We start from the raw sequence: 16,839 nt of genomic DNA, 5'->3' as shown, positions 1-16,839 counted from the left end.
GAACAAAGCGGACAACAGGGCGGTGGGCTCGCCGGAACGCCTCGATCGGATCGGGCGGGTACCGGATCGGGCGCCGCCGGCGGGGCTCAGGTGTGGCTGTCGAGCCAGTCCCGGATGGCGAGTGCGATGGTGTGGGCGTGTTCCTCCAGCATGGTGAAGTGGTCGCCGGGCACCGTGACTTCGGTGTGGGGCAGGCTCCAGGCGGGGGCGGGTTCGGTATCGGGCAGCGGACGTTCGGCACGCACGTACAGGGTGGGACAGGCGAGCGGCGCGGGTTTCCAGTCGTTGAAGAGTTCGAAGTATCGGGCCATGGCGGTGAGCCGAGCGGGGTCGGTGCCGGCGAATTCCGCCGCCCGGCGCAGCATGCCCGCCGTCATCGCGGAGAAGGCCCGGTCCTGGTCGGCGTGCACGGCGGGGTGGGTGTCCACCAGGACGACGGCCGTCGGGGCGGCGCCTTCCGACTCCAGACGCTCGGCTACGGCATGGGCCACCCAGCCGCCGGCCGACCAGCCCAGCAGGACCGGCGGGCCGTCGGTCGCGGCGGCGCGGACCGCGCCGGCCTGGGCGGTGACGAGGGCGTCCAGGGTGGCGGGCAGGGCCTCTCGGGGCTCGAACCCCGGGTGCCGCACGGCGGAAACCGGCCGCCGGCCGCGCAGCGCGGCGCCCAGGCGCGCGTATTCCCCCGGTCCGGACAACGCGCTCAGCGCGGGGGTGCAGATCAGCCGGGCCGCCGCGCCGCCGGCCGCGAGCAGGACGGGTTCGTGCGTCGCACCGGGCGCGTCGGCATCGTCGAAGGCCGGGCGCAGCCGCGCGGCGATGGTGAGCAGCGCCATGCCGTCCCAGTGCTGTCCCCGGGCGCACGCGGTGCGAAAGAGCGCGCCCAGGGTGTCCGGCGCTCCCCCGGCGGGCGATGTGCCGGCGGCTCGCGCCGGGGCGCCCGCCTGCGGACCGACGCCGGTGCCGTCGTGCGCCGGTCGACCCGAGGTGCCTGCGGGGTCGGCGGCCTCGGGCCCTGCCGGGCGGTCGGATTCGGCGCCCCCGGGAGGTGCCTCGGCGGCGTGGCGCCGGGTCAGCTCGGCGGCGAGCGCACGGGGCGTCGGGAAGTCGAACAGCAGCGTGGACGGCAGTACCAGACCTGTCCACGCCGCGAGTTCGTTGCGCAGTTCGACCGCGGCCAGGGAGTCCAGTCCCAGGTCCGCCAGCCGGGTGTCCTCGTCGACCTCGCCTGCCGCGTCCCGGTGGCCCAGGACGCGGGCCGCCAGGGTCCGGACCCGGGTGAGCAGCACCTCGCCCCGCTCGCCGGGGCGAGCAGCCGTCGCCGCGCCGCCTCGATTGCCCGTGTCGGCGGCGGGAGTTCGCCGCCCGGTCGCGGCCGGGTCGCCGCCGCGGCGAGCGGTCGGGGCGAGGCGGGCCGCCACGACGACGGGTTCGTCGCCGGCCACGGCGGCGTCGAAGAGGGCCAGCCCCTCCGCCGGCTTGAGCGGGACGAACCCGGAGCGGGCCATCCGCTGCCGATCCGCGTCGCCCAGGTGCGCCATCATGCCGTCGTGCTGCCACCAGGGGCCCCAGACGATCGACGTACCGGGCAGCCCGAGCCGGTCGCGGTGCCGGGCCAAGGCGTCCAGCGCGCAATTGGCCGCCGCGTAGTTGGCCTGGCCGGCGGAGCCGAAGGTGCCCGCCACCGAGGAGAACAGCGCGAACACGGCCAGGTCGTGCCCCCGGGTCAGTTCGTGCAGGGCCAGCGCGGCGTCCGCCTTGGGGTACAACACCCGCCGGAGCCGGTCGGTGGTGAGCGCGGTGACGACGCCGTCGTCCAGCACCCCCGCGGTGTGCACGACGCCGGTCAGCGGGTGGGCCGCCGGTACCGCGTCGAGCAGGGCGGCGAGCGCGGTCCGGTCCGCGACGTCGCAGGCGTGCAGGGCCACCCGGGCGCCCGCCTCGCGTAGCTCCGCGACGAGTTCCCGGGCCCCGGGGGCATCCGGTCCGCGTCGGCCGGCGAGCAGCAGGTGCCGGACGCCGTGGGCGGCGACCAGGTGCCGTGCCACCAGCATGCCCAGCGAACCGGTACCACCGGTGACCAGGACGGTGCCCTCCGGGTCGAGCGGCCGCCGCGTGCGCGGCTGCGATGCCCCCTCGGCCAGCGGCACCAACTTCGGCACGTACACCGTGCCTCGGCGTACGGCCGCCTCCGGCAGCGCGCCGGCCGCCACGGCGGGTAGGGCGGTCCGGGAGGCGGGGTGGTCGTCCACGTCGATCAGGGCGAAGCGGCCCGGGTTTTCCCGCAGGGCCGAGCGCACCAGTCCCCACACCGGCGCATGCGACGGCAGGGACGCCGTTTCGCCGGATCGGCCGGACTCGCCGAACCCGGCGCCGGTCGCGGCGGGATCCTCGTGGGCGACGGCGACGGCGTCGGACGTCACGAGGACGAGCCGGGAGCGGGACAGGTGCGGTTGGGCGAGCCACTCCCGCACCAGCCTCAGCGCCCGGTCCGCCGCCCGCAGCATCGCGGCGGCCCGGTCCCGCGCGTCGCCGCTCGGGTCGGCAGGTGGGCACACGGCCATGATGACGGTGTGCGCCGCGTCGCACGCCGCCGGATCGGGGTACACCGGGACGCCGGAACCGGGGGGCGCGAGGGCGTCCACCGGCGATGTGCCCGCCGTACCCAGCACTCCCCAGCGGGGCATGGCCGCGGATGCGGGCGGCTCGGACAGCGGCACCCAGTCCGTCCGGTGCAGGGCACCGGCGACGGCGTCCGGCGTTGCCGCCCCGGTCGCCGGCAGGGGCCGGAGCGTCAGCGAACGCACCGTCGCCACCGGTGCGCCCTGCTCGTCGGTCAACTCCACCGCGGCCTGCCCGTCGGGCCCGGGACTCGTCCGTACCCGCACACGCCGTACGCCGGTGGCGTGCACACGCACTCCGCCGAAGGCGAACGGCAGGGACAACCCGCAGCCAGCCGTCCCGGAGGCGTTGCCGACCAGGCCGTCCAGGGCCAGGGCGTGCAGCGCCGCGTCGAACAGGGCTGGATGCAGGACGAACTCCGGCCCGGCCGGCTCCGGATGCCCGGCGCGGGCCGCTTCGGGCAGCGCGATGTCCGCGTACAGCTCGTCCCCGTGCCGCCGGACGGCGCGCATGCCCTGGAAGGCGGGGCCGTAACGCAGCCCGGCGGCGGCCAGTCGCTCGTACGGTCCGGCTCCCGGGCCGTCGGCAGGCAGTGGCGTCGCCGCCGCCGGCGGCCGGGACGCGTGTTGCCGGGACACGTGCGGCCGGGACGCGCCGTCGGTCTCTTCGTGGTCCGCGGCCGGCCGCGCCGGGGAGAGCGTGCCGGTGGCGTTCCGGAGCCAGGGCCGGTCACCGGCCGGAGGGTGCGGCCGGGAGTGGAAGAGCAGCGTCCGCCGTCCGGCGTCGTCCGCCCCGGCCACCTTCACCTGCACCGCGACGGCACCGTCCGCGGGGAGCGGCAGCGGCGCGGTCAGGACGAGCTCGTCCAGGACGTCCGCACCCACCAACCCACCGGCGTAGAGGGCCATTTCCACGAGGGCGGCCGCCGGCAGCAGGATCTCCCCGGCCACCACGTGGTCGGCAAGCCACGGCTGCTCGCGCACCGAGAGCACCCCGCTCAGCAACAACCCGTCGTCGTCGGCCGTGCGGGTGCCCGACCGCAGGAACGGATGTGCGGCGGCCTCGACCGTCGGGGACCCGGGCGCCGGTTCCGGGTCGGGCTCCAACCAGAAGCGGCGGCGCTGGAAGGCGTACGTGGGCAGGGTTACACGCCGCCCGCCGCGTCCGGCGAAGACGGCCCGCCAGTCGACGGGCACGCCGTGGGCGTACAGCGCGCCCAGCGTGTCGAGCAGGGCATCGGCTTCCGGCCGACTCCCGCGCAGGGTCGGCAGGACCAGCGGTGCGGGGCCGTGCTCGCCGCCGCCCGCTTCACCCGGGTCCGCCTGGGCTCGTCCGGACCCGGCGAGGCAATCCCGGACCAGGCCGGTGAGCACCCCCTCCGGCCCCAGTTCGACGTAGTGTGCCGTGCCGCGCTCGCCCAGTCGCGCCACCGAATCGGCGAAGCGGACCGGACGGCGGATGTGGTCCACCCAGAACTGCGGTGTGCCCAAATCCTCGTCGGTGGCCACCCGACCCGACAGGGCGGTGACCAGGGGCACTTGCGGCGCGGCGAAGGACAACCGCCGGACCACGTCCGCGAAGTCGGCCAGCACGGGCTCCATCCGCGCGGAGTGGAAGGCGTGGGCGACCCGCAGTGGCGTCACCGAACGACCCCGCTCGCGAAAGTACGCGGCGACCTCCCCCACCGCGGCCTCGTCACCGGAAACGACCACCGAGGCGGGCCCGTTGACCGCGGCGATCTCCGCCGCGCCTCCCGTCTCGGCCAGATGGGCGGCCATCTCGTCCGCGCCGACGGCCACCGCCGCCATCGCGCCGCCCGGCGGCAGTGCGTCCATCAATCGGCCCCGGGCCGCCACCAGGGTGCACGCGTCCGCGAGGGACAACACGCCGGCGACGTGTGCCGCCGTCACCTCGCCCACCGAGTGCCCGGCCAACAGGTCGGGATGTACCCCCCACGCCTCGAACTGCCGGAACAGGGCCGTCTCCAGGGCGAACAACACCGGCTGCGCGAACCGGGTGGTCTGCAACAGCGCACCCGTCTCCGTATCGGGCCCGGCGAACGCGACGTCCCGCAGCGGCACCGGCAGCAGCGGGTCGAACAGGGCGGCACATTCGTCCCACGCACCCGCGAAGGCCGGATACCGGTCCCGCGACTCGTACAGCTCCCGGCCCATGCCGACCCGCAGGCTGCCCTGGCCGGTGAACAACAGGGCCAGCGGGCCGTGCCGGCGGGACGTGCCCGTGTGGACTCCGGGCCGGTCGCCGCCCTCCACGACGGCCCGCAGGGAGTCGAGCAGTTCGGCCCGGTCGCGGGCCACCACCACGGCCCGGTGCTCGAAGGCCGCCCGCGTGGTGGCGAGCGAGTAGCCAACGTCCACCGGGGCCAGGTCGGGGGCGGCGGCCACCCGGTCGTACAGCCGCCGCGCCTGGGCCCGCAGCCCCGGGGCGCTCCTGGCGGACACCGGAACGGGCACGGCGGGCGCAACCACCGGCACGGCGGGCGCACCTTCCGGCACCGCCGCCGTACCTTCCGGCACCGCAGGCACACCCTCCGGTACCGCAGGCACACCCTCCGGCACCGCCGCCGTACCCTCCGGCGCTGCGGGCGCGCCTTCGGGCGCCGCAGCCGCACCTTCCGGCCCAACGACTACACCTGCCGGCACCGCCCCGACCCCGACCCGCCCACCGACCGCCCCGCCGTCCGCCGCGGCACCCGGCGCCACGGCCGCCCCGTCGACCGGAGCCTCTTCGAGCACCACGTGGGCATTGGTCCCACTGATACCGAACGAAGACACGCCAACCCGGCGCGGACACTCCCCCGCAGGCCACTCCACCGCGCGGGTCAGCAGCGCGATCCGCCCCGTCGACCAGTCGACCCGGGGCGTCGGCTCGTCCGCGTGCAGCGTCCGCGGCAGCACCCCGTGCCGCATCGCCTGCACCATCTTGATCACGCCGGCCACTCCGGCGGCGGCCTGGGTGTGACCGATGTTCGACTTGACCGAGCCCAGGTGGAGGGGACGTCGGCGCGCCTGCCGCCCATACGTCGCGAAGAACGCCTCCGCCTCGATGACATCGCCCAGCCGGGTGCCGGTGCCGTGCGCCTCCACCGCGTCGATGTCCCCGGGGTCGAGGCCGGCGTCCGCGAGTGCCTGTCGGATCACCCGCTGCTGCGCCGGGCCGTGCGGTGCGGTCAGCCCGTTGCTCGCCCCGTCCTGGTTCACCGCCGAGCCGCGCACCGCGGCCAGTACCGGAAGTCCGGCGCGGCGTGCCCGGGACAACCGGCTCAGCAGCAACATCCCGGCGCCCTCGGCCCATCCCGTGCCGTCGGCGGACGCGCCGAACGCCTTGCAGCGGCCGTCCGGAGCCAGTGCCCGCTGCCGACTGAACTCCACGAACGACGAGGGTCCCGACATCACCGTGGCGCCGCCGGCCAACGCGAAGGCACACTCCCCCCGGCGCAGCGCCTGGGCCGCCAGGTGCAGGGCCACCAGGGACGAGGAACACGCCGTGTCCACCGTGAGGGCCGGGCCTTCGAGGCCGAACGTGTAGGCGATCCGCCCGGAGGCGACGCTGCCGGCGTTGCCGAGACCGAGGTATCCCTCGACCTGCTCGGGCGTCCTGGTCAGGTGCCGGGCGTAGTCGCTGTACATCAGCCCGACGTACACCCCGGTCGCCGAGCCGCGCAGGGTGTCGGGGACGAGGCCGGCGTGTTCGAAGGTCTCCCAGGCCACTTCGAGCAGCAGTCGGTGCTGCGGGTCCATCGCCAACGCCTCGCGAGGCGAGATGCCGAAGAAGCCGGGATCGAAGCGGTCCGCGCCGGTGAGGAAGCCGCCCTCGCGCACATACGTGCGCCCCGATCGCCCGGGGTCCGGGTCGTACAGCGCCCCGGTGTCCCAGCCCCGGTCGGTGGGGAAGGGACCGATCGCGTCCCTCCCGTCGGCCACCAACCGCCACAGTTCCTCGGGGGAGGTCACGTCTCCGGGATAGCGACAGGCCATCCCCACGATCACCACGGGGTCCTGGTCGGACCGGGCGGCACTGCGTCGCCCGGGCGCGACGCCGGCCGGCGCGGCGGCGTTCCGGGCCCCGAGGTGGGCGGCGAGCGCGGCGGCCGTGGGAAAGTCGAAGGCGACGGCCTCGGAGAGCGGCAGGCCGGTCGCCGCCGACAACCGCTCGCGCAGCACGGTCGCGGTCAGGGAGTCCATGCCCAGGTCCCGAAGTGCCGTGCCCGGCTCGACCGTTCGAACCGTGCGGCCGAGCACCGCGGCCACCTCGCCGCGTACCAGGGCCAACAGGTCCGGCGCCGGCTTCCCGGTCGCCTCCGCGCCCAGTGCCCGCGCCGGACCGCCGGGGAGTTCGCGTCGCAGGATCTTCCCGGACCCAGTACGGGGCAGGTCCGCCACCTCGAACAGTTCGACGGGGACCTTGACACCGGCCAGTTCCGCTCGGCAGGCGGCGAGGATGCGCCCTCGGTCCGGCAGATCGCGACCGGCTGCGGCAACCAGATAGCCGACCGGCACCTCGCCGAAGACCGGATGCGCGCGTCCGGCCACGGCGGCGTCCGCCACCCCCGGCAACCGCCGCAGCACCGCCTCCACTTCGGCAGGATGGATGTTCACCCCGCCTCGAATGATCAGATCACTCGCCCGGCCGGTGACGGCAAACCCACCGACGGCATCGATCCTGGCCAGGTCACCCGTGCGGAACCAGCCGTCTCGCAGTACGGCCGCGGTCTCCTGTGGTCTGTCGTGGTAACCGGCCATCACCCCGGGCCCGTTGACCCACAACTCGCCCTCGCCCGTGTCCCGGCCGTCGGGGCCCCCGCCGACCCGGACCCGGGTATCGGGCAGCACACGCCCCCATTCCCCGGACGCCGTCGCCTCGCCCGGCGCGGGCATGGTGACCGGGCCCGCCTCCGTGCTGCCGTAGTGTTCCAGGTAGGGCACACCGCAGATCGCCTCGAAGGACTCGCGGAAGCCGGGCCCCGCCGCGGCGCCGCCGCTGACGCAACCGCGCAGCGCGGGGGCGCCCAGACCGCCGCCGTCCCCGTCGCCCTCCTCCCCCCGGATCGCGTCGAGCAGCGCCGAATACGTGGTCGGGACGCCGCCGAGCAGGGTGAACGAGGCGTCCTCGTGCCGGAGTTCGCCGAGCACCCCGGCCACCGAGAACCGGGGCAGCAGCACCGCGCTCGCCCCCACCGCGGTCACCCCGAGGAAGCACACCACCTGGCTCATCGCGTGGTGCAGGGGCAACGGCCAGAGCACGTGGTCGCCTTCGGACAGACCCAAAATGCCGACGAGGCCGGTCGCGATCGGCGCGAGGCGGTTGCGCTGGGTGGACAGGACGCCCTTGGGCGTGCCGGAGGAGCCCGAGGTGTAGAGCAGCCAAGCCACTTCGTCCAACGCGAGGTCGTCCCGGGCCGGCGTCCGCGGCTCCGTACCCGCCAACTCCTCGTACCGTAAGACCCCTTCCGCGACCGCGGCCATGCCGTCCCCGTCCTCGTCGCCGCCGTCGACCACCACCACGCTCGGCCCGGATCGCGCCGCCGCCGGCCGCCGGGTCAGGCAACCGACATCGGTGACGAGCACCCGCGCGCCGCTGTGGTCCAGCAAACGGGCCAACTCCTGCTCCGAGTTCCCGGGATCCAGGGGCACACCCACGCCGCTTGCCCGGGTAATCGCGAGCAGGCTCTCCACCATCTCGACACGGTTGCCCAGCAGTACGGCCACCCGGTCGCCACGGGCCACACCCAGCCCGACCAGGTGACCGGCCAGCCGTGCGGTCCTTCGTTCCAACTCCCGGTAGGTCACCCGTGTGAACGGGTCCCGGAAACAGACCTTGTCCCCCAGTCGCCGGGCGTGTTGCCCGAGCAGTTCCGGCAGTGGCTTGACGATGTCGACGTGCGTACCCACCGCGTGACCTCCCTGGGACGACCCGTCGTCAAGGACGACGGTACGGTTGTTTGGATTCCCTCCCGCCGATCGGCGAATCGCGTCGCCCCGGGCGAACCCCGGCCGGGCGTCGACATCCGACAGATCGCACTCCCCTCGCCCACCGTGGCCGCCCCCACATCGGGGTCTGCGGCGGGACACTCGAACCAATTGGCTGGTCCATTCGAGTCGGCGCCGCACCGAAGGCGTCGCCGCACCCGGCGAACGCCATCACAACGAGTTGGTTTCATGGTCCGAGTGGCTGTCCGGATTGGCCGACCGGCGTCCGGCGGACGCACGGTCGAAGGGCCCGAGGACCCGGCGACCTCGCGGCCGGAAGCCCCGATCCGCCGCAACCACAAGGAGTCCGACATGACGACGACCTCCGCACGCACGACCACCGGGCAGGACGCGGACGCCGCGCTCGTCGCCGGCGTCGAACACGCCGTGGCGGTGGAGCGCTTGCGCCGGATCACCGACCCCGAGGAACGCCTGGTCGCCTACGCCCGGATCGCCACCGAGGACGTCTTCAACCTCGGCATCGCGAACAACGTCCTGTTGTTCGACCTGCTCCGCGACAACGTCTTCGCCAAGGTGGTCCTGACCGAGGCGGACGCCGAATACGCGTCGCCCCCGTACGGGGTGCCGGAACTGCTCGGCCCGATCACGGCATTCCTCCGGAAGAGGTTCTCGGCCGGCATCGACCCCGAGTACGACGTGTACGCCACCGCCGGAGGGTCGGGGGCACTGGAGTCGCTGGCCTTCGCGCTGATCCACGGCGGCGTACTGACCCCGGGCGACCGCGTGCTGCTGCCGGCGCCCTTCTGGCCCGGCTTCCTGTGGTGTTTCGAACAGCGACCCGGGCTCCGATGCGTGCCCGCGCGCCTGGACGGTGCCGACCGACTCACCCTGACCGTCGCCGCGTTGGACCGTGCCTACGACGCCGCCCCGGACCCCAAGCCCAAGCTGTTGGTACTCACCAACCCGCACAACCCACTGGGCGTCAACTACGACAGGCAACTGTTGGAGGACATCTGTCGCTGGGCGCTCGACCGCCAGATGCACATCGTCTCCGACGAGATCTACTCGCACGCCCAGAGCACCGGCCAGGACGCGTTCACCAGCGTCCTTTCCCTGGACGCCTACGCCGCCGCCCCCGACCGCATCCACCTCGTGTACGGACTGACCAAGGACTTCGGACTGTCCGGATTCCGGATCGGCTTCCTGGTCTCCAAGTCGAACGACGTACGCAGGGTCATGCAGGGCGACGAGACGTGGAAGTCGCTGTCCTGGTTCGGCCCCCTCGACTCGCTCAAGTGCGCGTACGTGCGCGAACTGTTCGGCACCACCGACCGGCCGAGCGAGTTCCCCACGACACTGATGAAGGACTACCCGGCACGACTGAAATCCGCCCACGACGACGCGGCCCACCGACTCCGCGAGGCGGGAATCCCCTATGTCGGCATGAGCGAAGTCTCGCGCAACGCGACCCAGTTCTTCCTTCTCGACCTGAGCGCCTACCTGGACAGCGCCAAGTTCCCCAAGGACCTGGTCCTGATCAACCACGAGATCGACCGACGCGAAGCGCTCCTGGAAGCGTTCCTGCGAACGGACGCCAGGGTCCTGCTCCTTCCCGGCGGCGAGATGCACTGTCCTTCGCCCGGCTACTTCCGGCTGTGCTACACCGCCGACACGATGGAGCGGGTCGGCGAGGCGATCACCAACATCGCGACCTCCCTGCGGAAACTCTGAACCCCGACGAAACCCCCACGAACGGCGGGACCACACCCGCGGCAGGGCGGTCTCCCGTGTCCCGACGGCAGGCCGGTCGACCCGCGCCGGCGCCGAAACGTTGCGGCTCCGGCGCGGGGAACGGTCCCCGTGGTGCACACTCGTCAGCCGGCGCCGGGCCGTACCTGGCGGTCGCGTCCCGCGCCGTATCCGGCACCGGCCATGAGCAGGCCGAGGACGACCAGGACCGCGAGCGGAAGGGTCCAGCTGTCCGTGGCGTCGTGCAGGATGCCGAGGAGGAGGGGGCCGGCCGCCGCCACCAGGTAGCCGATGGACTGTGCCATGCCCGCCAACGCGGCGGCTTCGCCGGCACTGCCGGCCCGTTGGCTCTGGAAGGTCAGCGCGAGCACGAGGCACACGCCGCCACCCAGGCCGAGCAGCGTGCACGCCACGACGGACAGTGCGGGGGCGAACAGCAGTACGACGAAGCCGGCGGCCATCAGGAGCGAGGCCCCGGCCGCGAACCATCGTTGGTCGTGCCGACCCCGGGTGAGCAGGGGCAGGAGGCTGCCGGCGGTCAGGGCGATCACTTGGTAGTAGAAGAGCATCCATCCAGCCGTGGTGCTGCTCGTGCCGTGGTCGATCAGCATGCTGGGCAGCCAGGCGACGGCGGTGTAGAAGGCCAGGGATTGCAGGCCCATGAACATGCTGACCTGCCACGCCAGTCGCGACCGCCAGGGAACCGGGCTGCGGGTGACGCCGCCGGAGGTCTGCGGCCGGTCGCCCCGCATCCGGGGCAGCCAGACCGGCAACGCCGCGACGGTGAAGGCGATACCCCACGCGAGAGCGGTGTGCCACGAGCCCGGCAGGGTGTGCGAAAGCGGTGCGGAGACACCGGAGGAGACCGCGGCGGTGACGCCCATGACGGTGACGTAGAGAGCGCTGACGCCCTGGATGCGGTGTGCCGGCACGCTCCGCCTGATCAGCGCGGGCAACAGCACGTTGCCGAACGCGATGGCGGCGGACAGGATCACGGTCCCGGCGAACAGGCAGATCACGGAGGGCAGCGACCGGATCACGGTCCCGACGGCCAGCACCGCGAGGGCGGCCACCAGCAGGCGGGCGGTGCCGAAGCAATGGGAGGCCCGGGCCACCAGGGGCGACGTCGCGGCGAACGTCAGCAGCGGGAGGGTGCTCAGCAGTCCGCCCCAGCTCGCCGTCAGACCGCTGCCGTGCTCGATCGCGGGCAACAGCGTGCCGACGCCGGTGAGGGTGGTACGCAGGTTCGCCGCCACGAGGCAGATCGCGAACAGGAGCCCGATCGACACGACGGATCGGGTGTGGTCGACGGCCGGCGGGGTCGAGGCGGCGGGCGGGTCGGATATCGACGACGGCTGTGCGCTCACCGTCCCTCCGCGGGTCGTGCCGCCCGGGCCTCGCGGTCGCGGGTGAGCCGGACGATCGCACCCGCCGCGTCGCGGGCACCGCTCTCGTCCCGGGCCTCGATCGCGTCGACGAGCCGCCGGTGCAGGTCGGCGTGCTCCTCGGCGCCGGTGGCGTCCCAGGGCAGGCCCCCCAGCGAGGTGGCGAGAGCCGTACCGAGGTAGTCGTACACCTCGATCAGGAGGTCGTTTCCGCTCGCCCGGACGACGGCCCGGTGGAACAACGCGTCGACGCTCCCGGCCGCGGCCATGTCCTCACCCGCGCAGGCCGCGTCGGCGTCGGCCAACAGCTCGCGCAGTTGGTGCAGTTGCTCCTCGCTGCGACGCAGGGCGGCGGCGCCCGAGGCGTACTCCTCCAGGACGGTACGCAGTTCGAGCACGTTGTCCCGCTGCGCGGCACCGGCTCGCCGCACCATGACCGACTGGAGCTCACTCGACGAACGGACGTAGGTGCCATCGCCGATCCGGGCCTCCAGCAGCCCCAGATGCACCAGCGCACCGAGCGCCTCGCGCAACGTGCTGCGGCCGACCCCGAGCTCCTCGACCAGGGCCTGCTCCGGCGGGATCCGCGTGCCCACGGGCCATCCCCCGGCCTCGATGTGCGCGCGAAGGCTGTCCACGAGCTGCGCGGACAGGCTTGCCGACCTACGCGGTGTGCTGATGCGTTTCATGCAAACAGCATACATACAAAGGTCAGACATTTGAACATCGCACATATGCAGCCACGGGCAACGCCCCGCACGCACGACCGGCCCGCATGGAGCCATCGAGTCGAGTCGGCACGCGGGCGGCGCAGGGGTGGGCGAAAGGGGTGAACTTCGGCGTGATCGGCGACTTCGCGACTCAACTGTGTGGTTGAACCGGCCTGGCTCCCGTCCTGATCGCCCCGCGGACTCCCGCCCCGACCGCCCCACAAGGCCCGACCGCCGCACCGAGAAGGAGCGCACCTTCCCGCTCGCGCGGCGCCGCCGATCGTGACCGGCCGAGACGTCCGACGCCGGGGGCGGCGGCGGTCAGGAAGGCGAGTTCGGTTGCGGCGTTCGGTTCGGTGCGTGCCAGGCGGGGTTCTTCCGGACGCCGACCTGTTCCAGTTCGAGCGTGTCGCCGGTTTCGGTGCGGAGTTCGACGTGGAGCGGGGCGCCGGTTTCGTGGTCGACGTAGTGCAAGGGCGCGGGGCCGTCCTGTAGGTGCTTGTCGCCCCACTGCATCAGGGCCACGATCACCGGGAACAGGTCGCTGCCCATCTCGGTGAGCACGTACTCGTCGCGGGTGCGGCCGCCGTCCTCCCGGTAGGGACGCTTGGCGAGCAGGCCGGCCTCGGTCAGACGGCGCAACTGCTGGGCGGCGGCCCGGTCGGTGATGCCGATGCGGCCGGCGAAGCCGCTGAACCGGGTCGTGCCGTAGCAGGCTTCACGCAGGATCAGCAGCGCGGAGCGGGTTCCGACCACCTCCAGCGCTTTGACCAGTGAGCAGTGGTCGGTCTTCCACGCGCCGAGGTCGGCAAGCGCGCCCTCCATGACAACCGGCATGCCGCCCATCGTACCCGCTTTGGCTTGCTCCTTGTATAGCCAGACCCTACCTACCTATACTCACGGATAGTCAGCCCTGCCTCTCGCTCCGACGGAGCAGCCGGCGGAGCGCTGTCTTCGACGGATATCCGGTAGCTCGCATGGATCGCAGGGGGACTCCCATGGCCGCGCAGACCACACCAGCCACCGAGGGCGTGCGACGGCAGGACCCGGTCGGATCGTCGGCGATCACGTTCGTCGTGTGCGCCGCGGCATTCGTCGCGATGCTCGACGTGTTCGTGGTCAACGTCGCCTTCACCGACATCGGCACCGATTTCGGCGTGCGGCTCGCGGAGCTGAGCTGGGTCCTCAACGCCTATGCCATCGTCTACGCGGCGCTGCTGATCCCGGCCGGGCGCCTGGCCGACCGGTACGGCCGCAAACCGGCGTTCCTCGCCGGACTGGCCTTGTTCACCGCTGCGAGCGCCGCCTGTTCGCTGGCGCCCCAGTTGTGGTGGCTGGTGTTCTTCCGCGGGATACAGGCGATCGGCGCGGCCGTGCTCACCCCGGCCGGCCTCGGGCTGCTGCTCACCACGCTGCCCGAAACGCGGCGGGCCGGGGCGGTCCGGATCTGGGCCACCACCAGCTCGTTCGCCGCAGCGGTCGGCCCGGTGGTCGGCGGCGGCCTGGTGGAGTTGTCCTGGCGCTGGGTGTTCCTGATCAACATCCCGGTCGGCGTGGCGGCGTTCGTGGTGGCCCGGCGGTTGCTCCCCGACCTGCGGGACGCCTCGGCCGTGCGGATGCCGGACCCGCTCGGCACGGCGGCGCTGATCGTCGCCTTCGGCGCGCTCTCGCTGGGCCTGGTCAAGGGCCAGGAGTGGGCGTGGACCGGAACGGCGACCCTCGCCACCTTCGCCGTCGCCGCCGTCGGTATCGCCGTGTTCGTCGTGCGAATACTGCGTCACCCGGCACCGGTCGTGGACCCGGCCCTGTTCCGGACACCGGAGTTCGTCTGGGCGAACATCACGGTCCTGACCTTCTGCACCGCCTTCGGCGCGGTCTTCCCGTCCGTGGTGTTGTGGCTGGAGGGTCCGGCCGGCTACTCCACCCTGGTCACCGGCCTGGCCATCGCGCCGGGTCCGCTGATGGTGCCGCTGTTCGCGATCGTCGGGCGGCACCTGGCCACCCGCGTCGGAGCCGGGGCCCTGGTGGCGGCGGGGAACCTGCTGTTCGCCGGCGGTGCCGTGTTGCTGGCCGCGAGTGCGTCCGCCGATCCCCGGTACGCGACGCAGATCCTGCCGGGCTGGCTCGTCATCGGCGTCGGCATCGGCCTGGCCATGCCCGTCATGCTCTCCCGGGCCACCACCGAACTGCCCGGCGCCCAGGCCGCCACCGGCAGCGCGGTGGTCAACACCAGCCGCCAACTCGGCTACGTCCTCGGCGTCGCCATCCTGGTCGCCGTCCTCGGCACGGCCGGCAGCGCACCGGATCCGACGCCCACCTTCCGGCACGCCTGGTGGTTCATCGCCGCCACCGCCGCCGGATCCGCCGTCGCCGCCCTCGGCATCACCCGCCGCACCCGGAGCTGATCACCATGACCGCCGTGGTTGCCCCCGACACCGTGCACCTGCGTTCCTGGCACCCGGACGACATCGACGGACTCGGCCGGGCCGCCGCCGACATCTCACCCGACGCACTCGCCCGACGGTTCGGCGTACCCGGCGCCGGCATCCCCGACTGGTACCTGGCCCGAATCACCGAAGGCCGGGCGCAGAACACCTGGAACGCGTACGTGGCCGAGCGCGGCGGCCGCATCGTGGGCTGGGCCGAGTACGGCCTGAACGGCGACCCGCACGAGGCCGACCTCGCCGCCCTGGTCTTCGACCGATACCAGGGAAGCGGCCTCGGCCCCCGACTGGTAAAGGAAGTCGCGTCGTTGGCCCGAGCAGCCGAGGTGCGGGTGCTGCACGCCCAGATCCGGGTCGGGAACCAGGCCGCACGCAAGGCACTGCACGCGGCGTTTGCGAACCTGCGGTATACGGGACTTCAGGACGGACAGTGGCACTACGTCATGCACCTGCCGGACGCCCCGACCTGAACGACACACGGCCGAACAACCGACGCCCGGCCGGCGACGGTGAGCCGACCGCCCGCCCCGCCGGGGCGGGCGTGGCCGGGTGCTTGTGGCGCACAACGGCCCGGGCCGCACCGAGGACGCGCGGTCGAGCGGCTGCGGGTCGTTCCCGGACCGTGGCCACGAAGACGAGCGCGGTGCGGGTGGGTACGGCGGCAAGGTTCAGGTAGGCGGTGTGGCCTTCGCCGGCCTGGAGGCACCCGCGCAGGCCCTGGCCCGGTTCCCGGCGCGCGACCGGCGAACGCGCCCGCGAGCCGCCGCGGCCGGCCGCCTAGTTCACCTGTCCGAGAACGGCTCGGCCTTCGGCTGCGGCCGCAACATAGAAGCGGGCGATGTCGAGAAAGCGGATCCAGCCTTCGTCGGCGAGCCCGGCGGCAACGCGCGCGACCTCCTCCGGGGTCAGGACGAATGCGGTCCCGTCGCCCGGATCGAGCACCTCACCGGCGCCGCCCCCGTCGCCGACCGCCCGGGCCAGGGCCGGATACACCGCCGTCCAGTCGGCCGTCCCCTCCTCGACCTCGGCCCGGCCCTCGGCAACACCGCACAGGGAGCGGTAGTCCTCACCGTGCGCGTCACCGTCCCCGCCCCGCCCGCGCGTGCCGAGCAACTCGCCCACCGGATCGGCACGTTCCCGCAGTTCGCCGAGCAGCGCAGGCTCGATCTTCACCAACGTCAACCAGCTGGACACGGCTCCGGCACCTCTCGACGATGGGTCCGTCCTACGCCCCCGTTCAGGCGTACGGAACGTACCGCCCCACGCGGACAAGAACCACACCGAGGCGGCCCCGACCGGGCACGACAACGCCCGGGTACGAACGCCCACTCCCGGCTCCGCCGACGCCTTCGGCGTGTTTCGGTCGGGGTCAGTCGACGTCCGGCATGAGTGGTGGGCCGTGTTCCTCGATGGCGAGGGCCACGGTGCGCAGGAGGGCGGCCAAGTGGCCCAGTTCCTCCTTGGCCAGGGGGGCGAGCAAGGCGGCCTCGGCCTCCCGCTGGTCGTCGATCACCGCCGCCCAGGTCTGTGCCCCTCGGGGGGTGAGGCCGACGAGCAGGCTGCGGCGATCCTCCGTCGTGTGCTCACGGGTGATCAGGCCCGCCGCCTGCATGCGGTCGAGGCGGTGGGTGAGGGTCGCGGGATGCACGCCGAGTCCCTGGGCGAGGCGGGTGGGTGCCATTCGGTAGGGCTGCCCCGCCGAGCGCAGGCGCCACAGGATCTCGTACTCCCACAGCTTCAGGCCGTGCCGCGCCAGCGCCGCCTCCTTTCGGTGCCGCAGATGCGATACGAGCTGCTGCATGCGGGTGACGGCACCTTCCAAGTCCGGCTCCAGGCCCGGGACTTCGTGCCCCCAGCGGGCGATGTGCCGATCGATCGAGTCCCCTGGCCGGGCCGATTCCGCCGCCGAATGCCGTGCTGTCACGGCGTCACCCCATCTTCCGGAAACTATGGATTCAAATATTTTGAAATCATAGTACTG

9 protein-coding genes are annotated in these 16,839 nt (G+C 73.2%); 3 read left to right on the top strand and 6 right to left on the bottom strand.

Features of this window, described 5'->3' with window-relative positions; all coding sequences use genetic code 11:
* Positions 1 to 86: 86 nt before the first annotated feature.
* Positions 87 to 8,531, bottom strand: a complete 8,445-nt coding sequence (locus ABZ374_RS06695) for a type I polyketide synthase (protein WP_360307141.1) — start codon at positions 8,529 to 8,531, stop codon at positions 87 to 89.
* Between the two features lie 390 nt (positions 8,532 to 8,921).
* On the opposite strand from ABZ374_RS06695, the gene ABZ374_RS06690 reads away from it, so the two are divergent.
* Positions 8,922 to 10,301, top strand: coding sequence for an aminotransferase class I/II-fold pyridoxal phosphate-dependent enzyme (locus ABZ374_RS06690; RefSeq protein WP_360307138.1), 1,380 nt, complete (start codon positions 8,922 to 8,924; stop codon positions 10,299 to 10,301).
* A gap of 143 nt (positions 10,302 to 10,444) precedes the next feature.
* Here the strand turns inward: ABZ374_RS06690 and ABZ374_RS06685 are convergent, their stop codons facing one another.
* From ABZ374_RS06685 to ABZ374_RS06675, 3 genes are all read right to left on the bottom strand, one after another.
* Complete coding sequence (locus tag ABZ374_RS06685) at positions 10,445 to 11,686, bottom strand: MFS transporter (protein ID WP_360307135.1); 1,242 nt, start codon at positions 11,684 to 11,686, stop codon at positions 10,445 to 10,447.
* A complete protein-coding gene (locus tag ABZ374_RS06680) occupies positions 11,683 to 12,393 on the bottom strand; it encodes an FCD domain-containing protein (protein ID WP_360307132.1) in 711 nt (236 codons plus the stop codon). Before ABZ374_RS06680 ends, ABZ374_RS06685 begins: the two co-directional genes overlap by 4 nt.
* Positions 12,394 to 12,735: 342 nt before the next feature.
* Positions 12,736 to 13,251, bottom strand: coding sequence for a helix-turn-helix domain-containing protein (locus ABZ374_RS06675; protein ID WP_360307129.1), 516 nt, complete (start codon positions 13,249 to 13,251; stop codon positions 12,736 to 12,738).
* A gap of 161 nt (positions 13,252 to 13,412) precedes the next feature.
* Here ABZ374_RS06675 and ABZ374_RS06670 point away from each other — a divergent pair, with 161 nt between their 5' ends.
* The gene (locus tag ABZ374_RS06670; RefSeq protein ID WP_360307126.1) at positions 13,413 to 14,819 is read left to right on the top strand and encodes a DHA2 family efflux MFS transporter permease subunit; all 1,407 of its coding nucleotides are present in this window, start codon (positions 13,413 to 13,415) and stop codon (positions 14,817 to 14,819) included.
* Positions 14,820 to 14,824: 5 nt separating this feature from the next.
* Complete coding sequence (locus tag ABZ374_RS06665) at positions 14,825 to 15,328, top strand: GNAT family N-acetyltransferase (protein ID WP_360307123.1); 504 nt, start codon at positions 14,825 to 14,827, stop codon at positions 15,326 to 15,328.
* Positions 15,329 to 15,635: 307 nt separating this feature from the next.
* Here ABZ374_RS06665 and ABZ374_RS06660 read toward each other — a convergent pair whose 3' ends face one another.
* Together ABZ374_RS06660 and ABZ374_RS06655 are read right to left on the bottom strand one after the other, a co-directional pair.
* Entirely contained in the window at positions 15,636 to 16,052 is a 417-nt protein-coding gene (locus ABZ374_RS06660; RefSeq protein WP_360307120.1) for a hypothetical protein, read from the bottom strand.
* 175 nt (positions 16,053 to 16,227) lie between these two features.
* Positions 16,228 to 16,659, bottom strand: coding sequence for a MarR family transcriptional regulator (locus tag ABZ374_RS06655; RefSeq protein WP_360307117.1), 432 nt, complete (start codon positions 16,657 to 16,659; stop codon positions 16,228 to 16,230).
* Between the last annotated feature and the right edge of the window lie 180 nt (positions 16,660 to 16,839).

Origin of the sequence: Embleya sp. NPDC005971 (assembly GCF_040629175.1) — a bacterium.
GTDB lineage: Bacteria > Actinomycetota > Actinomycetes > Streptomycetales > Streptomycetaceae > Embleya.
The sequence above is the reverse complement of the archived record's forward strand: the minus strand, read 5'-3'. Positions and strand labels throughout refer to the sequence as shown.